The organism is Acinetobacter sp. ANC_7635, assembly GCF_056779945.1.
On the sequence record NZ_JBWYIS010000010.1, the window covers coordinates 46928 to 65984 of the forward strand.

Sequence of the window (19057 nt, forward strand, 5' to 3'; positions counted from 1 at the left end):
ATTATGGCAATATAAAGATTGAGTCATTAAATTGGAAAATCTGTTTAAATTCAACAGGCCCAATTTAATGTCGTAGCAATGAAATATATAGGTCCGATATGAATCAGCTCACGCAAGAACTCGTAGATTTACTCACGCTAGAAAGACTTGAAGAAAACATTTTTAGAGGCAAAAGCCAAAATTTGGTTGGCAAACGTGTCTTTGGTGGGCAAGTTCTAGGTCAAGCGTTACGTGCTGCTTCATATACAACTGATCGCCCTGCACACTCATTGCATGCATATTTCTTATTTGGTGGGGATGTTAATGCACCCATTATTTATGAAGTAGATCGAATCCGAGATGGGCGTAGTTTCGTGAGTCGCCAAGTTCGTGCGATTCAACATGGCAAGACGATATTCATGTGTATGGTATCTTTTGCAGACCAAGAAGAGGGTCTCAATTATCAAGTTGCTGAACCAGAATACCCGCCAGTAGATGGGCTAAAATCTGAAGCTGAACTCAAGAAAATGATTGTCGATTTCGTACCAGAGAATGTGCGTGCCAGCTTTATGCGTGATCGTCATGTTGAAATTAAGCCTGTAATGCCAGTCAATCCATTCCAACCACAACCTGAAGCGCCGTCTTACGCGCACTATATTCGTACACACGATCGTTTGGCTGATGATGTAGATGAAAATGCATTACATCAGGCGATCGCTGCTTTTTATTCAGACTTTACTTTGATGACAACTGCACTACGACCACACGGACTCAGTTATATTTCACCGAGTTTACAATGTGCCAGCATTGACCATACCATGTACTTTCATAAACCATTTCGTGTAGATGATTGGATGCTCTATGACATGGAAGCAACGATTAGTGCAAGTTCTAGAGGATTGAACTTTGGACGAATGTGGCAAAATGGCCAATTGGTCTGTAGTACAGTACAAGAAGGTCTAATTCGAATTCGTGAAATCGAAACGCAATAAGATAATTGATCTATGCTTCAAGCCAAATCTTCAGATTTGGCTTTTTTACTTCATATTTGTATTTATAAATTATTCGTTTCGGTTGCAAAGCTAACAAGAAAAAATGATCGATTCTTGAAGTCGCTCATGGCATAGTGCGACTAATAAATCAAAATGAAAAGCACAGGACATGAGTCTAAATACGCAAATTTTAATTGCTGCAATTCTAGGTGTGGCTTTTGGCTTCTTGTTAAATGTATTCCCTGATACAGCATTTTTTAACGGAAGTTTATATGGCTTAGGGATTGCCAGTAGTATTTTTATTGGTCTACTTAAACTATTACTGATTCCTCTCATTTTTAGTTCTATTGTTGTCGGAGTTTCCAATCTACAGACTGGTGGCCAACTTGGTAGAACTTGGAAAATTACCCTCGCTTGTTGTGTCACAACCACAACTTTGGCACTGATTTTGGGGCTTGCGTGTGCGCATCTTTTCGAGGTCGGGAAGGGTGTAGACATCACCATTTTTCAAGAGACCATGAATCAGCATCAGACGCCTGATACTTTGACGCCCTCGAGTTTTTTTACCAACTTTATCCAAAATACACTAATAAACCCGTTTAAAGCATTTGCTGAAGGTAATGTGTTAGCCGTTGTCGTTTTTGCACTTTTAATTGGGGTGGCTCTCGTTAAAGGTGGTGAAAAATTTAAAACAGTGAAAGCGTTGAGTCAGCAATTTTTTGAAATCATGATGTTGATGATTGGTTGGGTGATGAAGCTCGCACCAATAGGGATTTTTGCGTTACTGGCAAAGTTAATCGCGACGGAGGACCTATCCGTTCTGAGTCGATTAGCAGAATTCGCAGCAGTAGTCACGGGAACGACCATCTTTCATGGTCTTGTTGTTTTGCCTTTGTTGCTCTGGATTTTCGGGAGAATGAATCCAATTACATTTTTTAAGGGAACACGAGCAGCCTTGATTACGGCGTTTGCTACCAGCTCAAGTTCCGCAACCATGCCGCTATCAATGAAGTGTGCTCAGGAAAATTTAGGAGTAAGACCCCAGACTGCAGGATTTGTGATCCCTCTCGGGACACAGTTGAATATGGATGGGACGGCATTATATGAGGCTGCGGCGGCGCTGTTTATTGCGAATTTAATGGGGCTTGACTTAACGTTAGGACAACAATTGATTGTGTGTGCGACAGCAATGATTGCATCTTTAGGGGCACCAGGTATACCTAGCGCAGGTATGGTTACCATGATTATGGTTTTACAATCAGTTGGACTTCCAGCAGAAGCAATCGCGATATTATTGCCGATTGACCGTTTGTTAGATACTGTCAGAACAGTGGTTAATGTGCAGGGGGATATGATGATTAGTGTTGTTGTAGATCGTTACACGAATCCTGATCATGAACCCATTGAAAAAAATACAGCTTAAAAGATTAGATCAGATATAAAAAAGCAGGGATCACCCTGCTTTTTTATTAAATACATTATGCAACTTTCAGTGCTGCGCGTTCTGCTGCTGGTGATTGATTTAGATAGTTAATCGCATCTTCAGTTTTTGCTTCATGAACAGGGTCATACCAAGGCATTAAATAGCCGAGTTGTTGAGAAACAAGCCAGAATGGGTGAGGTAGTAAACCATTGTCTTTTTGGGCAATTCGTGCCCATTCACGCCAAATCCAAGGTTTGTAAACAGCTGGTTTAATTGATTTAAAGCGAGGGTCTTGACCCATAATATGAGCAGCCCCATCAACCCATAAACCTAATACAGCAGCAATCACAACTACACTTTGATAATAGCGAGAAATATAACCACCGCCGAGATGACGATATAAGTCAAATGCAACGGTACGGTGTTCAATTTCTTCAGCTCCATGCCATTTTACGAGATCGAGCATATTGGCATCAGCGCCCAATTCACCCCATTTTTTGTTGTACAAGGCATATTTGCCGAGGACACAAGTCATATGTTCAACAGTAGCAATAATACCTAATCTGAATAAATCCCACTGATGATCTAAGGCTTTTGGGATGTTTAGACCTAAAGGTTTATCCGCTAAAAGTTTTCCAAAAAGAAAGTCCATGATATCGAGGTTACGTTGAATATCGATATGACGTGCGCTGAGATATTCTTTATTTGCTGAATTATGTGCTTGAGCGTGCATTGCTTCTTGGCGAATAAAAGCTTTCACATCTTCTGCAAGTTTTTCATCAGTAATTTTCGGCAAAACTTTGTTGTACAGACGACAAAACCAAAATTCGCCTGCTGGTAAGATGTTATTAATTTCATTGATAAAATAACTAACGAAAGGCTGATTTGGAACCCAATCTACTGGTGTATCCGCCCACTCAAATTTAACTTTACGAGGTTTGATGTGATACTCAATAGAAGATCCAATCTTACTATTTCTTAATCGAGACAATAATTTCATCACACTTTCCTGAATTTTTGTTGTGATTATCATTTTTCAGTATAAAAAAATGCCCTCAAATAACCTTAGCATTTGAGGACATTGATATATCAATTAGTGAATGTAATGATTTAACCATTCGGTAGGGTAGATACTATTCGGCTTTGTTGGATTTTAGTTCGGTTGTTTCGCTTGGTGATTCATCATCTTCTTGAATAACATGATCAAAATCTTCATCGATGTCTGATTCACTTACTTCAGGAATTGCACTTAGATCAAATCCGTTAGGCTGCTCAAGCGTAAAATTTAAACGACCAGCAATAACGCTTGCGAGTTCTTCAAGACCATGCTTATTGAGGGATGAGAACAATTGGATAGAGAAGTTAAGCTTCATTTTCTTTAATTGAGCTTTGACTTCTTGCAATGCTTTGGAAGCTGGACCACGATTTAACTTATCTGATTTTGTTAATAAAACATGGACAAATAATTTACGTGAATAAGCCCATTCTAACATCATAACATCGAAATGTTGTAAAGGGTGTCGTATGTCCATTAACAGTACAAGCCCTTGTAAACTTTCACGATGAATGAGGTAGTTTTCAAGCTCTTTTTGCCAAACGATTTTCATGCTTTCAGGTACAGCAGCATAGCCATATCCAGGAAGGTCAACTAATCTTTGTTCGGCATTGCCCATGCTAAAAAAGTTAATCATTTGTGTGCGACCAGGTTTTTTAGACGCACGTGCAAGTTGTTTTTGATTGGTTAATGCATTAATCGCACTCGATTTACCAGCATTCGAGCGACCTGCAAAAGCAATCTCATAACCTGTGTCTTCTACACATAAATTCAGTTTTGGTGCACTCATTAAGAATTCGGCTTTGCGCAACCAGTTGAGCGCTTGAACCGAATATTCAGTAATCGCTGGATCGGCTTTTTTCTCATAGCTGATCTTTTGCTTTGGGGCATTTGACGCCTTACTGTTTTTCGACTTTCCTCTGCTGTGATGCATAGCTCAACTTCAATAACTCAATTTACAATCAGCTATTATAAAGGAAGTCGCGCATGCAAGCGAATACTCAATCGAATTGAGTCAATCTATGGTGTAACTTGAATGAAAGGAATGGGTGAATCTGAATTGAATTTTGTACCTGAGGTGGGTATAACATCCTTCAGTTTAAATTGATCTAAATGCTGATAAAACTGTTTGACTGCATGATCTAAAATGCCTTTTAAGCCACAGTCACTTCTTAATACGCATGGTGGGTTATGACACTCTACAATTTGCTGATCGCCTTGAAGTGTTCTCACTAAAGTCCCTAATGAGATATTCAGAGTTTGAGGGGCTAGACGTATACCGCCACCTTTGCCTCGAGTGGTCATTAGCCAATTTTGTTTTGCCATAAAGTGAACGATTTTCATGGCGTGGTTTTCTGAGACCTGCAATTGGTTTGCCAGTTCTGCAATGGTATAAGGCAAGTCACGAGGTTGTGCGACATACATCAATATACGCAGGGCATAGTCGGTAAATTTATTCAGTTGCATAGATCGTCATAAAAGATAGCTTATTTCTATCTTAACATTGAAAGCCCAGTGAACGGAGCTTTCAATGATCTCTTAAAATCTTATTTAGGTTAAAGATTTAGATGAATTAATTTTTTAGTGGTGCAGACACCTCAACCACATCACCTACTTGATAGTGGTTTAATAAGATATTTGCCACAGAATATTCAGTTGCTTCATCTACCGCTTTTACTGTGATTTGATACTGGTCAGCTTGTGCAGCATCAAAGCTAAATTGTTGTGGTTGGCGCATCTCTTGCCCCGGTACTTGGACTCGTACCGAAATATATTCACCTGCTTCAGCCGTCGCAATGGTTTGACCGTCCTTGGCAGCTAAAGTTAAGGTTTTGGCGTTAGCTTCAGCTTCAATCGCTGTAATTTTAAATTCACGCCAGCCAGCCCAACCGCCATTTTGTGCAGTCAAAGCTTCATATTTTGATTTTTCGACACCAATTAAAATGTCTGCCAATTGCATATACGCGGCTTTCCAAGCAGCAATCAGATCAGAGTCCATTGGCACATCTAATACTTCGCTGATTGAATGCAGAAGGTTTTCACCCACAATCGAGTATTGATCCGCTTGAATGTCTAAACTTACGTGTTTAGTGGTAATTCGCTCAATCGCTTTTGCCAAAACTGTAGGATTTTCAATATTTTCAGCATATGCCAAAACAGCAGCAGCTAAAGCACGTGGCTGACGACCAGTACTTTGATGATCCATGTTAAATGTATTTTTTAACTCGGGGTTGTTGTTCAGCATGCGATTATAGAAATAGGTTGTAAGGGCAACACCATTCTCACGCAGGACGGGAACAGTCGCTTTTACAAGTTCAATATGTTGTGGCGTCATGAGCTTCAACTTTAGTTTTATTAAAAGATATATTTAAAATACATCTTTTAGGGTCGAGCTGCAATATGACTTGCATAGAAAACCTTAAAATAATTATGGGATATTAAAATATCCCATAATGAAGTTAAAAATGATGGGTAAAGGGAGGGCTATTTTTTTCCAAATAATGAGCCCAGTAGACCGCGGACGATTTTTTGCCCAGTGCTTCCGCCGAGGCTTCGTGCAGCACTTTTAGCAAACGTACCGACAATATCTTGGGTGAGTTTTTCGCGTTGTTTGGCTGCACGTTCTGCTTCTTTTTGTTGTTCACGGGCAAGGCGTTCTTGTTCTTTGGCTTGCTGTTTTGCGAAAGCTTCTTGCTCTTTAGCAATTTGCTTCGCGTAGGCCTCTTGTTCCTTAGCTTGTTGTTTTGCTAACGCTTCTTGTTCGGCTTGTTGTTGACGCTGAACTACTTTGTTTTGCAGCATTTCAAAAGCACTTTCTCGATCAAGTACTTGCTCATAAACACCTGCAACCACACTGTTTGTCATGAGCGTCTTACGCTCTTCAAGCGTGATAGGTGTAAAAGATGAATATGGGGGCATAACCCAACCGCGTTCAACTATTTGTGGCGTACCTTGCTCATCTAGACAGCTAATCAGCGCTTCACCAACTGCCAGCTCCGTAATAGCATCTTGTACTTTGAATGCAGGATTTGCTCTAAAAGTATCAGCTGCAGTTTTTACTGCTTTTTGATCTTTTGGTGTGAAGGCTCGAAGTGCATGCTGAACACGGTTGCCCAGTTGTCCTAAAACACTTTCAGGTAAATCCAGAGGATTTTGGGTGACAAAATAAATACCTACTCCCTTAGAGCGGATTAAGCGTACCACTTGTTCGATCTTTTCTTGCAAAGCAGGGCTGGCATTGTCAAACAGTAAATGAGCTTCATCGAAGAAAAATACCAATTTCGGTTTATCCATATCGCCGACTTCAGGTAATTGTTCAAACAGTTCGGAAAGCATCCAGAGTAAGAAAGTCGCATAAAGCTTTGGTGTGTTCATTAATTTGTCGGCAGCGAGCAAATTAATATTGCCGTGTCCTTGTGTATCGGTTTGGATAAAATCCATGAGGTCTAATGCAGGCTCACCAAAAAATTGATCACCGCCTTGATCGGCCAGTGCTAGCAAATTACGTTGGATTGCACCCAAGCTGGCAGGAGAAAGATTGCCGTATTCTGCTTTAAAGTCAGCTGCATGCTCAGTCACATAAGTGATCATCGCCTTGAGGTCTTTAAAGTCGATCAGTAATAAACCTTGATCATCCGCGATGCGGAAAATCGCAGAAAGCACACCTTCTTGGGTGTCATTCAAATTCAGCATTCGGGCTAAAAGCAATGGACCAATTTCTGATACTGTAGTCCGAATCGGATGACCTTGTTCGCCAAATAAATCCCAAAAAACCACAGGTGATGCGCTAAATGGGATTGATTCAATATTGAGGCTCTTGATGCGTTCATCAAATTTTGAATTATTTTCACCTGCTTTGGCAAGGCTAGAGACATCACCTTTTGCATCGGCTAAAAATACCGGCACACCAATACGAGAAAAGCTCTCTGCCAAGACCTTTAAAGTGACTGTTTTTCCTGTTCCTGTTGCGCCGGCAATCAAGCCATGTCGGTTTGCCAGTTGCGAATGTAAAACAATCTCTTGGGATGTATCTGAGGTTTTTTTTGCGATGACAATTGGTGTGCTCATAATTATTCCTTTTTATTCGATCTTTTGTTGTTGCATTATTTTGAGTGCTTGTTGAATATCTTCTATCAAATCGTGAGGATGTTCCAGTCCTATACAAAAACGAACCAATATTCCTTCTTGTAAATGTGTATGTGCAAGCTCACGCATTTGATCAATTTGATAGAGCATTACTAAACTCACTGGGCCACCCCAGCTAAAACCTAATTTAAACAGGTTAAGCGCATCACAAAAATTGCGTATATCTTGAAGATTATATTTTTTATCAAAAATTACACTGATCAAACCTGCGCTCAATTCTGATAGGCAAACTTCTTTCCAAAAAGTATGACCTGCAGATTTTGGATTGGCAGGGTGCAATACTTGTGCAAACTCATTTTGCTGTAGAAGCCAGCTTAATAAAGTTAGCGCTGATTTAGATTGGTGCGTATAACGGAGTTCCATTGAAGATAGGCTGCGCTGAATCTGTGCGGTGTCATCGCCTGATATAGAAATCCCTTGAATTGCATGCATGCGAAATAGCTTGTGGTATAAATCCTTGTTTTTTGTTACGACACTCCCCATGAGAATGTCACCACCACCGCTTGGATATTTGGTGAGTGCATGGACGGTAATATCGACTGCTAAGTGTTCTGTACCAAAATCAAAAGCATTAAAAGCTAGACCCGCACCCCAAGTATTATCAAGTGCGGTAAGGATCTTATGCGTTTGAGCTTTTTTGACCAGATTCGTTAAATCTGGAAATTCGAGTGTTACAGATCCTGCAGCCTCTAACCAAATTAACTTAGCTTTATCACTGGGTTTAAAGCTCTCAACATCAATTGGGTTATAGACCTTAACGGCAATCCCATAACGTGATTCTAGGTTTCGCAAATGCTCCATATTTGGACCGTAAATATTGTCCGCGACCCAAACTTCATCACCATGTGCTAAAAAACAAGAATTCACCAAGTTGATTGCAGAGAGTCCGCTTGGTGCAAGTAGACAGTATTCTCCGCCTTCTAATTGTGCAATATTGTCGCCTAGCGTAAACGTGGTAGGGGTGCCATGCGTTCCGTAACTATAGTCATAAGCATCGGTCCAATGGCGATTGAAAAGAGCATCGGTATTTTCAAAAATGATCGTTGATGCACGATAAATAGGGGGTTGAATACTATTTAAAAGTTGAGGTGCTTTTCTAGGGCTATGTATGAGTTGAGTTTGCGTATTTATTTTCACAATTTACCTGTATAAACCGTCATTTTATAACTAACAAAACATACTACTAAAAAACTGCATAGCTGTGCTTTGTTTAAAATTATTTAACAACCTATAGGTTGGCTTCATTTTTGCAACTGCTAGTGCAATATAAGAAAAGTTCGGGTTGGAAAATGAAGCCATTAAAAGTGCATTACTTTCAGCATATTGCTGGTGAAGGGTTCGGAAGTTGTTATGAATATTTAAAATCAATTGGAGCACAAATTAGTGCTACGGAGTTTTTTGCATTACCTGTTGAGATGGCATTAGAAATCGAGGCGTTACCAGCAATTGAAGATATTGATTTACTCATCATCATGGGTGGAGCAATGAGTGTAAATGATGAGGCAAATTATCCATGGCTAAAAATAGAAAAAAGATGGATCCGTCGATATTTATCACTGGGCAAGCCTGCAATTGGTTTGTGTCTCGGAGGTCAGCTTATAGCCAATGCTTTGGGAGCAAGTGTACGTTTAAATGAACAACAAGAGTTAGGTTGGACTAATGTCTTCAGAACTCAACATGGTTTATCAGATTACTTTGAAATACCTAAAGAATTGGAAATAATGCAATGGCACAGTGAAACTTTTGAGATTCCTAAAGGAGGCGTCAGACTGGCTGAAAATAATGTGTGTGCAAACCAAATGTACCAAATTGGAAAGAATGTGCTGGGTTTTCAGTTTCATCCAGAAATAACGCCGAAAGTTTTACAAATGTATATTGAGAATGAAGAGCATGAGAAGGTATTTTCTGGCACTTATGTACAATCTTTAGATACCTTAAAACAAACAAAAAAAACGAGGTTCCAAAAAGGGAATGAATTGCTGATCGATGCAATTAATTATGTATTGGGGTTCGGGCAGGGTGTACAAAAGAAAGCCGCCAACGCTTAACCGTAAATTGAGAAAAAATGATAAATAGGTTTGCTTAACAGTTAAACAATCGTTATAATGGGCGACCCTTTGATATTAAGGGCTAAACAACGTTGATTGTTGTTTAGATCGTTACAGTCGTGGCATCGATCACGACCTTAGTGATTTTCACTGCCTCTGACACTTGCCTTGTTTTCGGACAGGGGGAGATGCGTCATGGGTGATTCTTTATATATTTGGCTTGGAGTTTACTGGTATGTCTAACCAGAGAATCCGTATCCGTTTGAAGTCTTTTGATCACCGTTTAATTGATCAATCTTCTCAAGAGATCGTAGAAACAGCAAAACGTACTGGCGCACAAGTTTGTGGTCCAATCCCGATGCCAACTCGCATCGAGCGTTTTAACGTTCTAACTTCACCGCACGTTAACAAAGACGCGCGTGATCAGTATGAAATCCGCACTTACAAGCGTTTGATCGACATCGTTCAACCTACAGACAAAACTGTAGATGCATTGATGAAATTAGATCTTGCAGCTGGTGTAGACGTTCAGATCGCATTGGGTTAAGGCTTTCGGTTAATTAACACTCTAAGTTAATTAAGCCGCTTTTTTAGAGGTTTATGCACATGGCTATTGGTTTAGTCGGTCGCAAGTGCGGTATGACACGTATCTTTACAGATGCTGGTGTTTCTGTACCTGTTACAGTGATTGAGGTTGATCCTAACCGCATCACTCAAATCAAAACGCTTGAAACTGATGGTTATCAAGCGATTCAAATCACTACTGGTGAACGTCGCGAATCTCGCGTTACTAATGCTCAGAAAGGTCACTTCGCTAAAGCGGGTGTTGCTGCTGGTCGTTTAGTTCAAGAGTTCCGTGTTACAGAAGCTGATCTTGAAGGTCGTGAAGTTGGCGGAACTATCGGTGTAGATTTGTTCACAGTGGGTCAAATCGTTGACGTAACTGGTCAGTCTAAAGGTAAAGGTTTCCAAGGTGGTGTTAAGCGTTGGAACTTCCGTACTCAAGACGCTACTCACGGTAACTCTGTTTCTCACCGTGTTCTAGGTTCTACAGGTCAAAACCAGACTCCTGGTCGCGTATTCAAAGGCAAAAAAATGGCTGGCCATTTAGGTGCTGAACGCGTAACTACACAGGGTCTTGAAATCGTTGCTATCGATACAGAGCGTTCAGTTCTTGTAGTTAAAGGCGCGGTTCCTGGTGCTACCGGTGGTGACGTAACTGTTCGTCCTACTATCAAGGCTTGAGGGGAAATAACGTGAATTTAAATACTGTTTCCGGCTCTGCTGTTGAATTATCAGAAGTTGCGTTCGGTCGTGAATTCAATGAAGCTCTTGTACACCAAGTTGTTACAGCTTATTTAGCTGGTGGTCGTCAAGGTTCAAAAGCTCAGAAATCACGTGCAGACGTTTCTGGCGGTGGTAAAAAACCATTCCGTCAAAAAGGTACTGGTCGCGCTCGTGCTGGTTCTATTCGTAGCCCAATCTGGGTTGGCGGTGGTAAAACTTTTGCTGCTCGTCCACAAGACTGGTCTCAAAAAGTAAACCGTAAAATGTATCGCGGTGCTATGCAATGCATCCTAGCTGAACTTGTTCGTCAAGATCGCTTAGTTTTAGTTGAAGAGTTTGCTGTAGCTGCTCCAAAAACTAAAGAATTGCTTGCAAAACTTAACGACTTGAATGCTACTCGTGCATTAATCGTTACTGATGCTGTTGATGAGAACTTGTATCTAGCTGCTCGTAACCTTCCACACGTTGATGTGGTTGATGCTGCTGCTATCGATCCTGTTAGCTTGATCGCGTTCGATAAAGTTGTTATGTCTGTAGCTGCTGCTAAGAAAATTGAGGTAGAACTCGGATGAACAACGAACGTATCTATCAAGTCCTAAAAGGACCTGTATTCTCAGAAAAAGCACAAGTTTTAGGTGAAACTGCTGGTGTTCAAGTGTTTAAAGTTGCTATCGATGCAAACAAACTTGAAATCAAAAAAGCAGTTGAACAATTATTTGGTGTAGAAGTTGTTAAAGTTAACACGACTATCACTAAAGGTAAGACTAAACGCTTTGGTAAAACTATCGGACGTCGTTCTGATGTTAAAAAAGCATACGTCACCCTGAAAGCTGGCCAAGATGTAGAAATGGCTGACTTGGGCGATACCGCTGAAAGCACAGCGGAATAAGGACGAGAATTATGCCTATTCAAAAATGTAAGCCAACGTCTCCAGGACGTCGCTTTGTAGAGAAAGTCGTTCACGACCATCTTCACAAAGGTGCGCCTTATGCTCCGTTGGTAGAAGCTAAAAAACGTACTGGTGGTCGTAATAACAACGGTCACATTACTACACGTCACGTTGGTGGTGGTCACAAGCAACATTACCGTATTGTTGACTTTAAACGTAACAAAGATGGCATTCCTGCGACTGTAGAGCGTATCGAATACGATCCTAACCGTACTGCACACATTGCATTAGTTTTGTATGCTGATGGTGAGCGTCGTTATATCATTGCGCCTAAAGGTCTACGTGCTGGTGATAAAGTTCAATCTGGTAACGATGCTCCAATTCGTCCAGGTAACTGCTTACCACTTCGTAACATGCCTATCGGTTCTACTCTTCACAATATCGAGCTTAAAATCGGTAAAGGCGCTCAATTAGTGCGTTCTGCTGGTGCTTCTGCTCAGTTATTGGGTCGTGACGGTTCTTACGCAATTATTCGTCTACGTTCTGGCGAAATGCGTAAAGTACACGTTGAATGTCGCGCAGTTCTTGGTGAAGTTTCTAACCAAGAAAGCAACTTACGTTCACTAGGTAAAGCTGGTGCTTCACGCTGGCGTGGTGTTCGTCCTACCGTTCGTGGTATGGCGATGAACCCGGTAGATCACCCACATGGTGGTGGTGAAGGGCGTAACAAAGGTATTCAACCTGTAAGCCCATGGGGTCAAAAAGCTAAAGGGTACAAGACACGTACCAATAAGCGTACGACTAAGATGATCATTCGCGACCGTCGCGTTAAGTAACAAGTAAAGGAATCTGACAATGCCTCGTTCTCTGAAAAAAGGCCCATTCGTCGATGCGCACTTGTTCGCTAAGGTTGAAGCGGCTATCGCGGCTAATAACCGTAAGCCGATCAAAACTTGGTCGCGTCGTTCGATGATCCTCCCGGATTTTGTTGGTTTAACAATTTCTGTACACAATGGTCGTAACCATGTTCCGGTAATCGTATCTGAACATATGGTTGGTCACAAGCTTGGTGAATTTGCACCGACTCGTACTTACCGTGGTCACGGTGTTGACAAGAAATCTAAACGTTAATAGGTGCTATGATGGAAGTAACTGCTAAATTACGCGGTGCCGCTATCTCGGCACAAAAAGCTCGTTTGGTTGCAGACTTGATTCGCGGCAAATCTGTTGCGCACGCTCTTAACATCCTAAACTTCAGCAACAAAAAAGCTGCAGTTTTAGTTAAGAAAGCGTTGGAATCTGCGATTGCAAACGCTGAACATAATAACAGTTTAGATGTAGACGATCTTAAAGTTTCTACGATCTACGTTGATGAAGGCATGAGCCTTAAACGTATTTTGCCACGTGCTAAAGGCCGTGCAGATCGTATTACTAAGCGTACTTGTCACATCACCGTTAAGGTAGGGGTTTGATATGGGTCAGAAGGTTCATCCAATCGGTATCCGCCTAGGTGTTGTGAAACGTCATAACGCTAACTGGTATGCGAATCCGAAACAATACGCTGAATACTTGCTTAAAGATCTTCAAGTTCGTGAGTTTTTAAACAAAAAACTTAAGAATGCGATGGTGAGCAATATTCTTATCGAACGTCCAACAGGCGCTGCTAAAGTAACAATTAGCACTGCTCGTCCTGGTATCGTGATCGGTAAAAAAGGCGAAGACATTGAAAAATTACAGCGCGAACTTACCAATATTATGGGTGTTCCAGCGCAAGTAAGCATCAACGAAATTGATCGTCCAGATTTAGACGCTCGTCTAGTTGGTGAAGCAATTGCTTCTCAATTAGAAAAACGTGTAATGTTCCGTCGTGCTATGAAGCGTGCGGTTCAAAACACTATGCGTGCTGGTGCGAAAGGTATCAAAGTTGAAGTTTCTGGTCGTTTAGGCGGTGCAGAGATTGCACGTACTGAATGGTATCGTGAAGGTCGTGTACCTCTACATACTCTTCGTGCTGACATCGACTATTCAGCGGTTCGCGCAGAAACTACTTACGGTACGATCGGCGTTAAAGTTTGGATCTTCCGTGGTGAGATCTTGGGCGGCATGAAACAAGTCATGAACCCAGCTCCAGCTGAAGAACGTCCAGCTAAACGTGGTCGCGGTCGTGGTGAAGGTCAAGAGCGTCGTGGTCGTCGCAATGATCGTTCTGCTGAAAAAGGAGAATAATCCATGTTGCAACCTAAACGTACTAAATTCCGTAAAGTGCAAAAAGGCCGTAACACTGGTCTAGCACATCGCGGTAGCACAGTATCTTTTGGTACTATCGCACTTAAATCAGTTGAACGTGGTCGCATGACTGCGCGTCAAATTGAAGCAGCGCGTCGTACAATCAGCCGTCGTGTAAAACGTGGTGGTAAGATCTTTATCCGTGTATTCCCGGACAAACCAATTACTGAAAAACCATTAGAAGTTCGTATGGGTAAAGGTAAAGGTTCTGTGGAATATTGGGTTTGTGAAATCAAACCAGGTAAGATCCTGTACGAAATGGAAGGTGTGAACGAAGAATTAGCGCGTGAAGCATTTACGCTTGCTGCTGCTAAACTTCCGTTTAAAACCACTATCGTGACTCGGACGGTAATGTAATGAAAACTAAAGATCTACGTGAAAAGTCGGTAGAAGAATTGACAGCTTTGCTTGATGAGCAACAGTTGAACCAATTCCGTCTTCGCATGGCTAAAGCAACTGGTCAATTGGGTAAATCGCACGAAGTGCAATTAACTCGTAAAACTATTGCTCGCATCAAGACCCTCCTTACCGAAAAACAGGGGAACGCACAATGAGTGAGCAAACAGTTCGCACGTTAACAGGCAAAGTAGTAAGCGACAAGATGGACAAGTCTATCGTTGTTCTTATCGAACGCCGCGTTCAACACCCGTTGTATGGCAAATCAATCCGCCGTTCAACAAAATTACACGCTCATGATGAGAACAACACTGCTAAAACTGGCGATGTTGTAACTATCAAAGAAAGCCGCCCAATTTCTAAAACTAAGTCTTGGACTTTAGTTGAAGTTGTTGAAGCAGCTGCTGAGTAAATAACGTTCTTGTTGCATCATCGGTCAATTTCGAGTACTCTTTGAGCCTTTCGAAATTGTGACCGGTGATGCTCGGTTTTGGAGTAGGGCAATGATTCAGACCGAAACTATGCTCGACGTAGCAGACAACAGTGGTGCTCGCCGCGTACAATGTATTAAAGTACTTGGTGGTTCACATCGTCGTTATGCTTCAGTTGGCGACATTATTAAAGTTACTGTAAAAGAAGCAATTCCACGTGGCCGTGTTAAAAAAGGCGACGTAATGAATGCAGTAGTTGTACGTACAAAATTCGGTATCCGTCGTCCAGATGGTTCTGTTATTCGTTTCGATGATAACGCTGCTGTTATTTTGAACAACAACAAAGCTCCGATTGCTACTCGTATTTTCGGACCAGTGACTCGTGAACTTCGTACTGAACAGTTCATGAAAATCATTTCATTGGCTCCTGAAGTTCTATAATAGAGGCAATCATGGCTAAGATTAAAAAAGGCGATCAAGTAATCGTGATCGCAGGTAAAGAAAAAGGCAAACAAGGTACTGTTTTGTCTGTTTCTAATGACCGAGTTAAGGTTGAAGGTCTTAACTTAGTTAAGAAGCATCAAAAGCCTAACCGTGCAACAGGTGCTGAAGGCGCTATCGTTACACAAGAAGCTTTGCTTCATATCTCTAACGTGGCAATTTTTAATGCTACAACCCAAAAGGCTGACCGTGTTGGTTACCAAGTGATTGATGGCGTGAAAACTCGCGTTTACAAATCAAATGGTGAATCAGTGGCGGTAGCGAAGTAATAGGTTGAAATAGGCAATGGCCAGACTTAAAGCGCGTTACAACGACGAACTTAAAGCTCAATTACAAGAACAATTGGGCGTTAAGAATGTGATGGAGATCCCTCGCATCACTAAAATCACGATCAATATGGGTGTTGGTGCAGCAGCTGCTGACAAAAAACTCCTTGATGGTGCTCTTTCTGATATGCAAGCTATCGCTGGTCAAAAACCAGTTCTTACGTTAGCTCGTAAATCTATCGCTGGTTTCAAAATCCGTGATGGTTGGCCGATTGGTTGTAAAGTTACTTTACGCGGCGAACGCATGTACGAATTCTTAGACCGTTTGATCTCTATCGCGATCCCTCGTATCCGTGACTTCCGTGGTTTCTCTGCGAAATCATTTGACGGTCGTGGTAACTACTCTATGGGTCTTAAAGAACAGATCATGTTCCCTGAGATCGATTTTGATAAGATTGACCGTATTCGTGGTATGGATATTACCATCACTACGACTGCTCGCACCGATGACGAAGGCCGTGCGCTTATGCGTGCATTCGGCTTCCCGTTCAAATAAGAGGTCGATATGGCTAAGAAAGGTATGATTAATCGCGAATTGAAACGCGAAGCTACTGTTGCTAAATACGCTGCAAAACGTGCTGAATTAAAAGCTGTTATTGCAAACGTAAATGCAAGCGACGAAGAGCGTTTCGAAGCGATGATGAAGTTACAAGCATTACCACGTAATGCATCTCCAGTACGTCTTCGTAACCGTTGTGGTTTAACTGGTCGTCCTCATGGTTACTTCCGTAAGTTCGGTTTAAGCCGTAACAAATTACGTGACACAGTAATGCAAGGTGATGTACCGGGCGTTGTTAAGGCAAGCTGGTAAGGAGCACTATAAATGAGTATGCAAGATACCGTTGCCGACATGTTAACACGTGTTCGTAACGCACAAATGGCGAAGAAACAAACTGTTTCTATGCCAAACTCAAAGTTAAAAGTTGCGATTGCTAACGTTCTTCAACAAGAAGGTTATATCGCTGACGTAGCTGTTGCGGATGCTGAAGGCAAACCAACACTTACTTTGACTTTAAAATATTTCGAAGGCAAACCAGTTATTGAAACTGTGAAGCGCGTTAGCCGTCCAGGTTTACGTCAATATCGCGGTAAAGATAACCTTCCAAGCGTTAAGCAAGGTTTAGGTATTGCAATTGTTTCTACAAGCAAAGGCATCATGACTGATCGCGCTGCACGTGCTGCAGGTATCGGTGGTGAAGTTATTGCTTTTGTTTCTTAATAGGTGATTCCTCATGTCTCGTGTGGCTAAAGCCCCAGTAACTGTACCTAACGGTGTAACAGTTACTCAGAACGGCCGGCAGGTCGAAGTGAAAGGCAGCAAAGGTACTTTGTCTTTCAACCTGCATGCGCTGGTCGAGCTAAAACAGGAAGACGGTATTCTAGCTGTTGCTCCTAAAGCTGAATCTAAAGATGCTTGGATGCAAGCTGGTACTGCTCGCGCTGTGCTTAACAACCTTGTTAAAGGTGTTAGCGAAGGTTTCGAACGTAAGTTACAACTTATCGGTGTTGGTTATAAAGCTGCGGTTAAAGGGAACACAGTTCACCTTAACCTAGGTTTCTCTCACCCGATCGATTACAACCTTCCTGAAGGTGTAACTGCTGAAACTCCTACAGCTACTGAAATCGTGCTTAAATCTGCTGATAAAGCAGCTTTAGGTCAAGTTGCTGCAGATATCCGTGGTTACCGTCCACCAGAGCCATATAAAGGTAAAGGTGTTCGTTATTCTGATGAAGTTGTACTTCGTAAAGAAGCTAAGAAAAAATAAGGCGCGAGGTTCTTATGAACGAAAAGAAACAAACCCGTTTGCGTCGTGCGAAAAGCACACGCTTGCACATCCGTGCATTGGGTGCGACTCGTTTGTGTGTAAACCGCACTCCGCGTCACATCTATGCTCAAGTAATCTCAGCAGATGGTGGCAAAGTATTAGCGCAAGCTTCTACTTTAGATGCTACGTTACGTAGTGGTACTACAGGTAACGTTGAAGCAGCTACTAAAGTTGGTGCTTTAATCGCTGAACGTGCTAAAGCAGCTGGCGTAACTAAAGTTGCATTTGACCGTTCTGGTTTCAAATATCATGGTCGTATCAAAGCCTTGGCTGATGCTGCTCGTGAAAACGGCTTGGAGTTCTAATCATGGCTAAAGTTGAACAAAACGAAGGTCTTGTTGAAAAGCTGGTTGCCGTTGATCGTGTAGCCAAAGTTGTTAAGGGTGGTCGTATCTTCTCTTTCACAGCATTAACTGTTGTGGGTGATGGTAATGGTCGCGTAGGTTTTGGTCGTGGTAAAGCTCGTGAAGTTCCAGCTGCTATTTCTAAAGCACTTGAAGCTGCTCGTCGCAACATGATTACTGTTGAACTTGTTGATGGTACTGTTCAGCACCCTATCAACGCTCGTCACGGTGCTAGCCGTGTTTACATGCAACCTGCTTCTGAAGGTACTGGTGTAATTGCTGGTGGCGCTATGCGTGCTGTTTTAGAAGCTGTTGGTGTACGTAACGTATTAACTAAATGTTATGGTTCTACTAACGCTGCGAACGTAGTAAACGCGACTTTTAATGGTCTGCGTGATATGACTTCTCCTGAGAAAGTTGCTGCGAAACGTGGTCTTTCAGTAGCACAAATTCAAGGGTAATCAATCATGAAAACGATTAAAGTTACCCAGACTAAATCTGCATCGCATCGCTTGAAAAATCACAAGCTTAGCCTTAAAGGTTTAGGTCTGCGTCGTATTGGTCACACTGTAGAAGTTCAAAATACTCCTTCTAACCGTGGTATGATCAATCAAGTTTACTATATGGTTAGTGTAGAGGAATAAGCCATGACTCTGCGTTTAAATACAATTGCACCTGCAGAAGGTGCTAAGCGTGAAAACCTTCGTTTAGGCCGTGGTATTGGTTCTGGCGTTGGTAAGACTGGTGGCCGTGGTGTCAAAGGTCAAAACTCACGTAAGAGCGGTGGTACTCGTCCAGGTTTCGAGGGTGGTCAAACTGCGTTATATCGTCGTCTACCTAAGTTCGGTTTCACTAGCCAATTGGCTTTGAAAACTGCTGAAGTACGTTTGTCTGAACTTAACAAAGTTGAAGGCGATATCGTTACTCTTGAAACTTTAAAAGCAGCGAACGTTGTACGTAAAGATATGATTCGTGCTCGTATCGTTCTTTCTGGTGAAATCACTCGTGCATTCACTGTTCAAGGTGTTGCATTGACTAAAGGCGCTAAAGCTGCTGTTGAAGCTGCTGGCGGTAAAGTCGAGGAGTAATCGCGAGTGTCTATGTCTCCTAGTTCTACAGGTCATGTTCA

The 19057-nt window shown here is 41.9% G+C and carries 29 protein-coding genes and 1 pseudogene; 24 read left to right on the plus strand and 6 right to left on the minus strand.

Annotated features, from left to right (window positions below; all coding sequences use genetic code 11):
* Positions 1-98 precede the first annotated feature (98 nt).
* Together AC1M89_RS11135 and AC1M89_RS11140 are read left to right on the plus strand one after the other, a co-directional pair.
* Positions 99-971, plus strand: coding sequence for an acyl-CoA thioesterase (locus tag AC1M89_RS11135; protein WP_035265059.1), 873 nt, complete (start codon positions 99-101; stop codon positions 969-971).
* 169 nt (positions 972-1140) lie between these two features.
* A complete protein-coding gene (locus AC1M89_RS11140; protein ID WP_481592045.1) occupies positions 1141-2394 on the plus strand; it encodes a dicarboxylate/amino acid:cation symporter in 1254 nt (417 codons plus the stop codon).
* A 55-nt stretch (positions 2395-2449) separates the two neighbouring features.
* Here AC1M89_RS11140 and AC1M89_RS11145 read toward each other — a convergent pair whose 3' ends face one another.
* The 6 genes from AC1M89_RS11145 to AC1M89_RS11170 all read right to left on the minus strand — a co-directional run bounded on the left by AC1M89_RS11145 (position 2450) and on the right by AC1M89_RS11170 (position 8731).
* Complete coding sequence (locus tag AC1M89_RS11145; RefSeq protein ID WP_481592044.1) at positions 2450-3394, minus strand: metal-dependent hydrolase; 945 nt, start codon at positions 3392-3394, stop codon at positions 2450-2452.
* A 133-nt stretch (positions 3395-3527) separates the two neighbouring features.
* On the minus strand, positions 3528-4382 hold the full coding sequence (yihA, locus tag AC1M89_RS11150; protein ID WP_481592043.1) for a ribosome biogenesis GTP-binding protein YihA/YsxC: 855 nt from the start codon (positions 4380-4382) through the stop codon (positions 3528-3530).
* Between the two features lie 86 nt (positions 4383-4468).
* Entirely contained in the window at positions 4469-4915 is a 447-nt protein-coding gene (locus tag AC1M89_RS11155) for an RrF2 family transcriptional regulator (protein ID WP_481592042.1), read from the minus strand.
* A 106-nt stretch (positions 4916-5021) separates the two neighbouring features.
* Positions 5022-5783: a globin domain-containing protein gene (locus AC1M89_RS11160; RefSeq protein ID WP_481592041.1), complete on the minus strand. Its 762-nt coding sequence runs from the start codon at positions 5781-5783 to the stop codon at positions 5022-5024.
* 149 nt (positions 5784-5932) lie between these two features.
* Complete coding sequence (locus AC1M89_RS11165; protein ID WP_481592040.1) at positions 5933-7516, minus strand: helicase HerA-like domain-containing protein; 1584 nt, start codon at positions 7514-7516, stop codon at positions 5933-5935.
* A 12-nt stretch (positions 7517-7528) separates the two neighbouring features.
* Complete coding sequence (locus AC1M89_RS11170) at positions 7529-8731, minus strand: PLP-dependent transferase (RefSeq protein ID WP_481590830.1); 1203 nt, start codon at positions 8729-8731, stop codon at positions 7529-7531.
* Between the two features lie 152 nt (positions 8732-8883).
* Here AC1M89_RS11170 and AC1M89_RS11175 point away from each other — a divergent pair, with 152 nt between their 5' ends.
* From AC1M89_RS11175 to rplO, 22 genes and pseudogenes are all read left to right on the plus strand, one after another.
* Complete coding sequence (locus AC1M89_RS11175) at positions 8884-9642, plus strand: type 1 glutamine amidotransferase (RefSeq protein WP_481614231.1); 759 nt, start codon at positions 8884-8886, stop codon at positions 9640-9642.
* A gap of 235 nt (positions 9643-9877) precedes the next feature.
* Entirely contained in the window at positions 9878-10189 is a 312-nt protein-coding gene (gene rpsJ, locus AC1M89_RS11180) for a 30S ribosomal protein S10 (protein ID WP_004725677.1), read from the plus strand.
* A 59-nt stretch (positions 10190-10248) separates the two neighbouring features.
* Positions 10249-10887, plus strand: a complete 639-nt coding sequence (rplC, locus tag AC1M89_RS11185) for a 50S ribosomal protein L3 (RefSeq protein WP_035265091.1) — start codon at positions 10249-10251, stop codon at positions 10885-10887.
* 11 nt (positions 10888-10898) lie between these two features.
* Positions 10899-11501 (plus strand): 50S ribosomal protein L4, encoded by a 603-nt coding sequence (gene rplD / locus AC1M89_RS11190; RefSeq protein WP_035265093.1) that lies wholly within the window; start codon positions 10899-10901, stop codon positions 11499-11501.
* On the plus strand, positions 11498-11818 hold the full coding sequence (gene rplW, locus AC1M89_RS11195) for a 50S ribosomal protein L23 (protein ID WP_035265097.1): 321 nt from the start codon (positions 11498-11500) through the stop codon (positions 11816-11818). The genes rplD and rplW overlap by 4 nt, the downstream gene beginning before the upstream one ends.
* 11 nt (positions 11819-11829) lie before the next feature.
* Positions 11830-12654 (plus strand): 50S ribosomal protein L2, encoded by an 825-nt coding sequence (gene rplB / locus AC1M89_RS11200; RefSeq protein WP_035265099.1) that lies wholly within the window; start codon positions 11830-11832, stop codon positions 12652-12654.
* 19 nt (positions 12655-12673) lie between these two features.
* Positions 12674-12949 (plus strand): 30S ribosomal protein S19, encoded by a 276-nt coding sequence (gene rpsS / locus AC1M89_RS11205; RefSeq protein WP_004281508.1) that lies wholly within the window; start codon positions 12674-12676, stop codon positions 12947-12949.
* 11 nt (positions 12950-12960) lie between these two features.
* On the plus strand, positions 12961-13290 hold the full coding sequence (gene rplV / locus AC1M89_RS11210; RefSeq protein WP_035265103.1) for a 50S ribosomal protein L22: 330 nt from the start codon (positions 12961-12963) through the stop codon (positions 13288-13290).
* 1 nt (position 13291) lies between these two features.
* A pseudogene (gene rpsC, locus AC1M89_RS11215) lies at positions 13292-14108 on the plus strand (30S ribosomal protein S3).
* Positions 14048-14461 (plus strand): 50S ribosomal protein L16, encoded by a 414-nt coding sequence (rplP, locus tag AC1M89_RS11220; protein WP_035265110.1) that lies wholly within the window; start codon positions 14048-14050, stop codon positions 14459-14461. The pseudogene rpsC and the gene rplP overlap by 61 nt, the downstream one beginning before the upstream one ends.
* Entirely contained in the window at positions 14461-14658 is a 198-nt protein-coding gene (gene rpmC / locus AC1M89_RS11225; RefSeq protein ID WP_035265113.1) for a 50S ribosomal protein L29, read from the plus strand. Before rplP ends, rpmC begins: the two co-directional genes overlap by 1 nt.
* On the plus strand, positions 14655-14912 hold the full coding sequence (gene rpsQ, locus AC1M89_RS11230) for a 30S ribosomal protein S17 (RefSeq protein ID WP_004691314.1): 258 nt from the start codon (positions 14655-14657) through the stop codon (positions 14910-14912). Before rpmC ends, rpsQ begins: the two co-directional genes overlap by 4 nt.
* 91 nt (positions 14913-15003) lie before the next feature.
* Positions 15004-15372 carry a 50S ribosomal protein L14 gene (rplN, locus tag AC1M89_RS11235; protein ID WP_035265119.1) on the plus strand — a complete coding sequence of 123 codons (369 nt, stop codon included), beginning with the start codon at positions 15004-15006 and terminating at the stop codon, positions 15370-15372.
* 11 nt (positions 15373-15383) lie between these two features.
* Positions 15384-15701, plus strand: a complete 318-nt coding sequence (gene rplX, locus AC1M89_RS11240; protein WP_035265122.1) for a 50S ribosomal protein L24 — start codon at positions 15384-15386, stop codon at positions 15699-15701.
* 16 nt (positions 15702-15717) lie between these two features.
* Positions 15718-16254, plus strand: coding sequence for a 50S ribosomal protein L5 (gene rplE, locus AC1M89_RS11245; protein ID WP_004809796.1), 537 nt, complete (start codon positions 15718-15720; stop codon positions 16252-16254).
* Positions 16255-16263: 9 nt separating this feature from the next.
* Positions 16264-16569 carry a 30S ribosomal protein S14 gene (gene rpsN, locus AC1M89_RS11250; RefSeq protein ID WP_067731180.1) on the plus strand — a complete coding sequence of 102 codons (306 nt, stop codon included), beginning with the start codon at positions 16264-16266 and terminating at the stop codon, positions 16567-16569.
* Positions 16570-16581: 12 nt separating this feature from the next.
* A complete protein-coding gene (gene rpsH / locus AC1M89_RS11255) occupies positions 16582-16977 on the plus strand; it encodes a 30S ribosomal protein S8 (RefSeq protein ID WP_035265132.1) in 396 nt (131 codons plus the stop codon).
* A gap of 13 nt (positions 16978-16990) precedes the next feature.
* Positions 16991-17524, plus strand: coding sequence for a 50S ribosomal protein L6 (gene rplF, locus AC1M89_RS11260; RefSeq protein ID WP_035265135.1), 534 nt, complete (start codon positions 16991-16993; stop codon positions 17522-17524).
* A 14-nt stretch (positions 17525-17538) separates the two neighbouring features.
* Positions 17539-17889 (plus strand): 50S ribosomal protein L18, encoded by a 351-nt coding sequence (gene rplR / locus AC1M89_RS11265; protein ID WP_035265138.1) that lies wholly within the window; start codon positions 17539-17541, stop codon positions 17887-17889.
* A 2-nt stretch (positions 17890-17891) separates the two neighbouring features.
* Positions 17892-18389: a 30S ribosomal protein S5 gene (rpsE, locus tag AC1M89_RS11270; protein ID WP_035265141.1), complete on the plus strand. Its 498-nt coding sequence runs from the start codon at positions 17892-17894 to the stop codon at positions 18387-18389.
* Positions 18390-18395: 6 nt separating this feature from the next.
* Entirely contained in the window at positions 18396-18572 is a 177-nt protein-coding gene (gene rpmD, locus AC1M89_RS11275; protein WP_481614232.1) for a 50S ribosomal protein L30, read from the plus strand.
* Between the two features lie 3 nt (positions 18573-18575).
* Positions 18576-19016, plus strand: coding sequence for a 50S ribosomal protein L15 (rplO, locus tag AC1M89_RS11280; protein WP_035265144.1), 441 nt, complete (start codon positions 18576-18578; stop codon positions 19014-19016).
* Positions 19017-19057: the final 41 nt, after the last annotated feature.

Excerpts from the sequence above, each read along its gene's own strand:
- rpsE (WP_035265141.1), top strand. The coding sequence starts at position 17,892 with ATGGCTAAAGTTGAACAAAACGAAGGTCTTGTTGAAAAGCTGGTTGCC.
- rplF (WP_035265135.1), top strand. The coding sequence starts at position 16,991 with ATGTCTCGTGTGGCTAAAGCCCCAGTAACTGTACCTAACGGTGTAACA.
- yihA (WP_481592043.1), bottom strand. The coding sequence starts at position 4,382 with ATGCATCACAGCAGAGGAAAGTCGAAAAACAGTAAGGCGTCAAATGCC.
- AC1M89_RS11155 (WP_481592042.1), bottom strand. The coding sequence starts at position 4,915 with ATGCAACTGAATAAATTTACCGACTATGCCCTGCGTATATTGATGTAT.
- rplV (WP_035265103.1), top strand. The coding sequence starts at position 12,961 with ATGGAAGTAACTGCTAAATTACGCGGTGCCGCTATCTCGGCACAAAAA.
- AC1M89_RS11140 (WP_481592045.1), top strand. The coding sequence starts at position 1,141 with ATGAGTCTAAATACGCAAATTTTAATTGCTGCAATTCTAGGTGTGGCT.
- AC1M89_RS11145 (WP_481592044.1), bottom strand. The coding sequence starts at position 3,394 with ATGAAATTATTGTCTCGATTAAGAAATAGTAAGATTGGATCTTCTATT.
- rplO (WP_035265144.1), top strand. The coding sequence starts at position 18,576 with ATGACTCTGCGTTTAAATACAATTGCACCTGCAGAAGGTGCTAAGCGT.
- rpsN (WP_067731180.1), top strand. The coding sequence starts at position 16,264 with ATGGCTAAGAAAGGTATGATTAATCGCGAATTGAAACGCGAAGCTACT.
- AC1M89_RS11165 (WP_481592040.1), bottom strand. The coding sequence starts at position 7,516 with ATGAGCACACCAATTGTCATCGCAAAAAAAACCTCAGATACATCCCAA.
- AC1M89_RS11135 (WP_035265059.1), top strand. The coding sequence starts at position 99 with ATGAATCAGCTCACGCAAGAACTCGTAGATTTACTCACGCTAGAAAGA.
- rplN (WP_035265119.1), top strand. The coding sequence starts at position 15,004 with ATGATTCAGACCGAAACTATGCTCGACGTAGCAGACAACAGTGGTGCT.
- rpsJ (WP_004725677.1), top strand. The coding sequence starts at position 9,878 with ATGTCTAACCAGAGAATCCGTATCCGTTTGAAGTCTTTTGATCACCGT.
- rplX (WP_035265122.1), top strand. The coding sequence starts at position 15,384 with ATGGCTAAGATTAAAAAAGGCGATCAAGTAATCGTGATCGCAGGTAAA.
- rpsH (WP_035265132.1), top strand. The coding sequence starts at position 16,582 with ATGAGTATGCAAGATACCGTTGCCGACATGTTAACACGTGTTCGTAAC.
- rpmC (WP_035265113.1), top strand. The coding sequence starts at position 14,461 with ATGAAAACTAAAGATCTACGTGAAAAGTCGGTAGAAGAATTGACAGCT.
- rplP (WP_035265110.1), top strand. The coding sequence starts at position 14,048 with ATGTTGCAACCTAAACGTACTAAATTCCGTAAAGTGCAAAAAGGCCGT.
- rplB (WP_035265099.1), top strand. The coding sequence starts at position 11,830 with ATGCCTATTCAAAAATGTAAGCCAACGTCTCCAGGACGTCGCTTTGTA.
- rpsS (WP_004281508.1), top strand. The coding sequence starts at position 12,674 with ATGCCTCGTTCTCTGAAAAAAGGCCCATTCGTCGATGCGCACTTGTTC.
- rplR (WP_035265138.1), top strand. The coding sequence starts at position 17,539 with ATGAACGAAAAGAAACAAACCCGTTTGCGTCGTGCGAAAAGCACACGC.
- rplE (WP_004809796.1), top strand. The coding sequence starts at position 15,718 with ATGGCCAGACTTAAAGCGCGTTACAACGACGAACTTAAAGCTCAATTA.
- rplC (WP_035265091.1), top strand. The coding sequence starts at position 10,249 with ATGGCTATTGGTTTAGTCGGTCGCAAGTGCGGTATGACACGTATCTTT.
- rpsQ (WP_004691314.1), top strand. The coding sequence starts at position 14,655 with ATGAGTGAGCAAACAGTTCGCACGTTAACAGGCAAAGTAGTAAGCGAC.
- AC1M89_RS11160 (WP_481592041.1), bottom strand. The coding sequence starts at position 5,783 with ATGACGCCACAACATATTGAACTTGTAAAAGCGACTGTTCCCGTCCTG.
- rpmD (WP_481614232.1), top strand. The coding sequence starts at position 18,396 with ATGAAAACGATTAAAGTTACCCAGACTAAATCTGCATCGCATCGCTTG.
- AC1M89_RS11175 (WP_481614231.1), top strand. The coding sequence starts at position 8,884 with ATGAAGCCATTAAAAGTGCATTACTTTCAGCATATTGCTGGTGAAGGG.
- rplW (WP_035265097.1), top strand. The coding sequence starts at position 11,498 with ATGAACAACGAACGTATCTATCAAGTCCTAAAAGGACCTGTATTCTCA.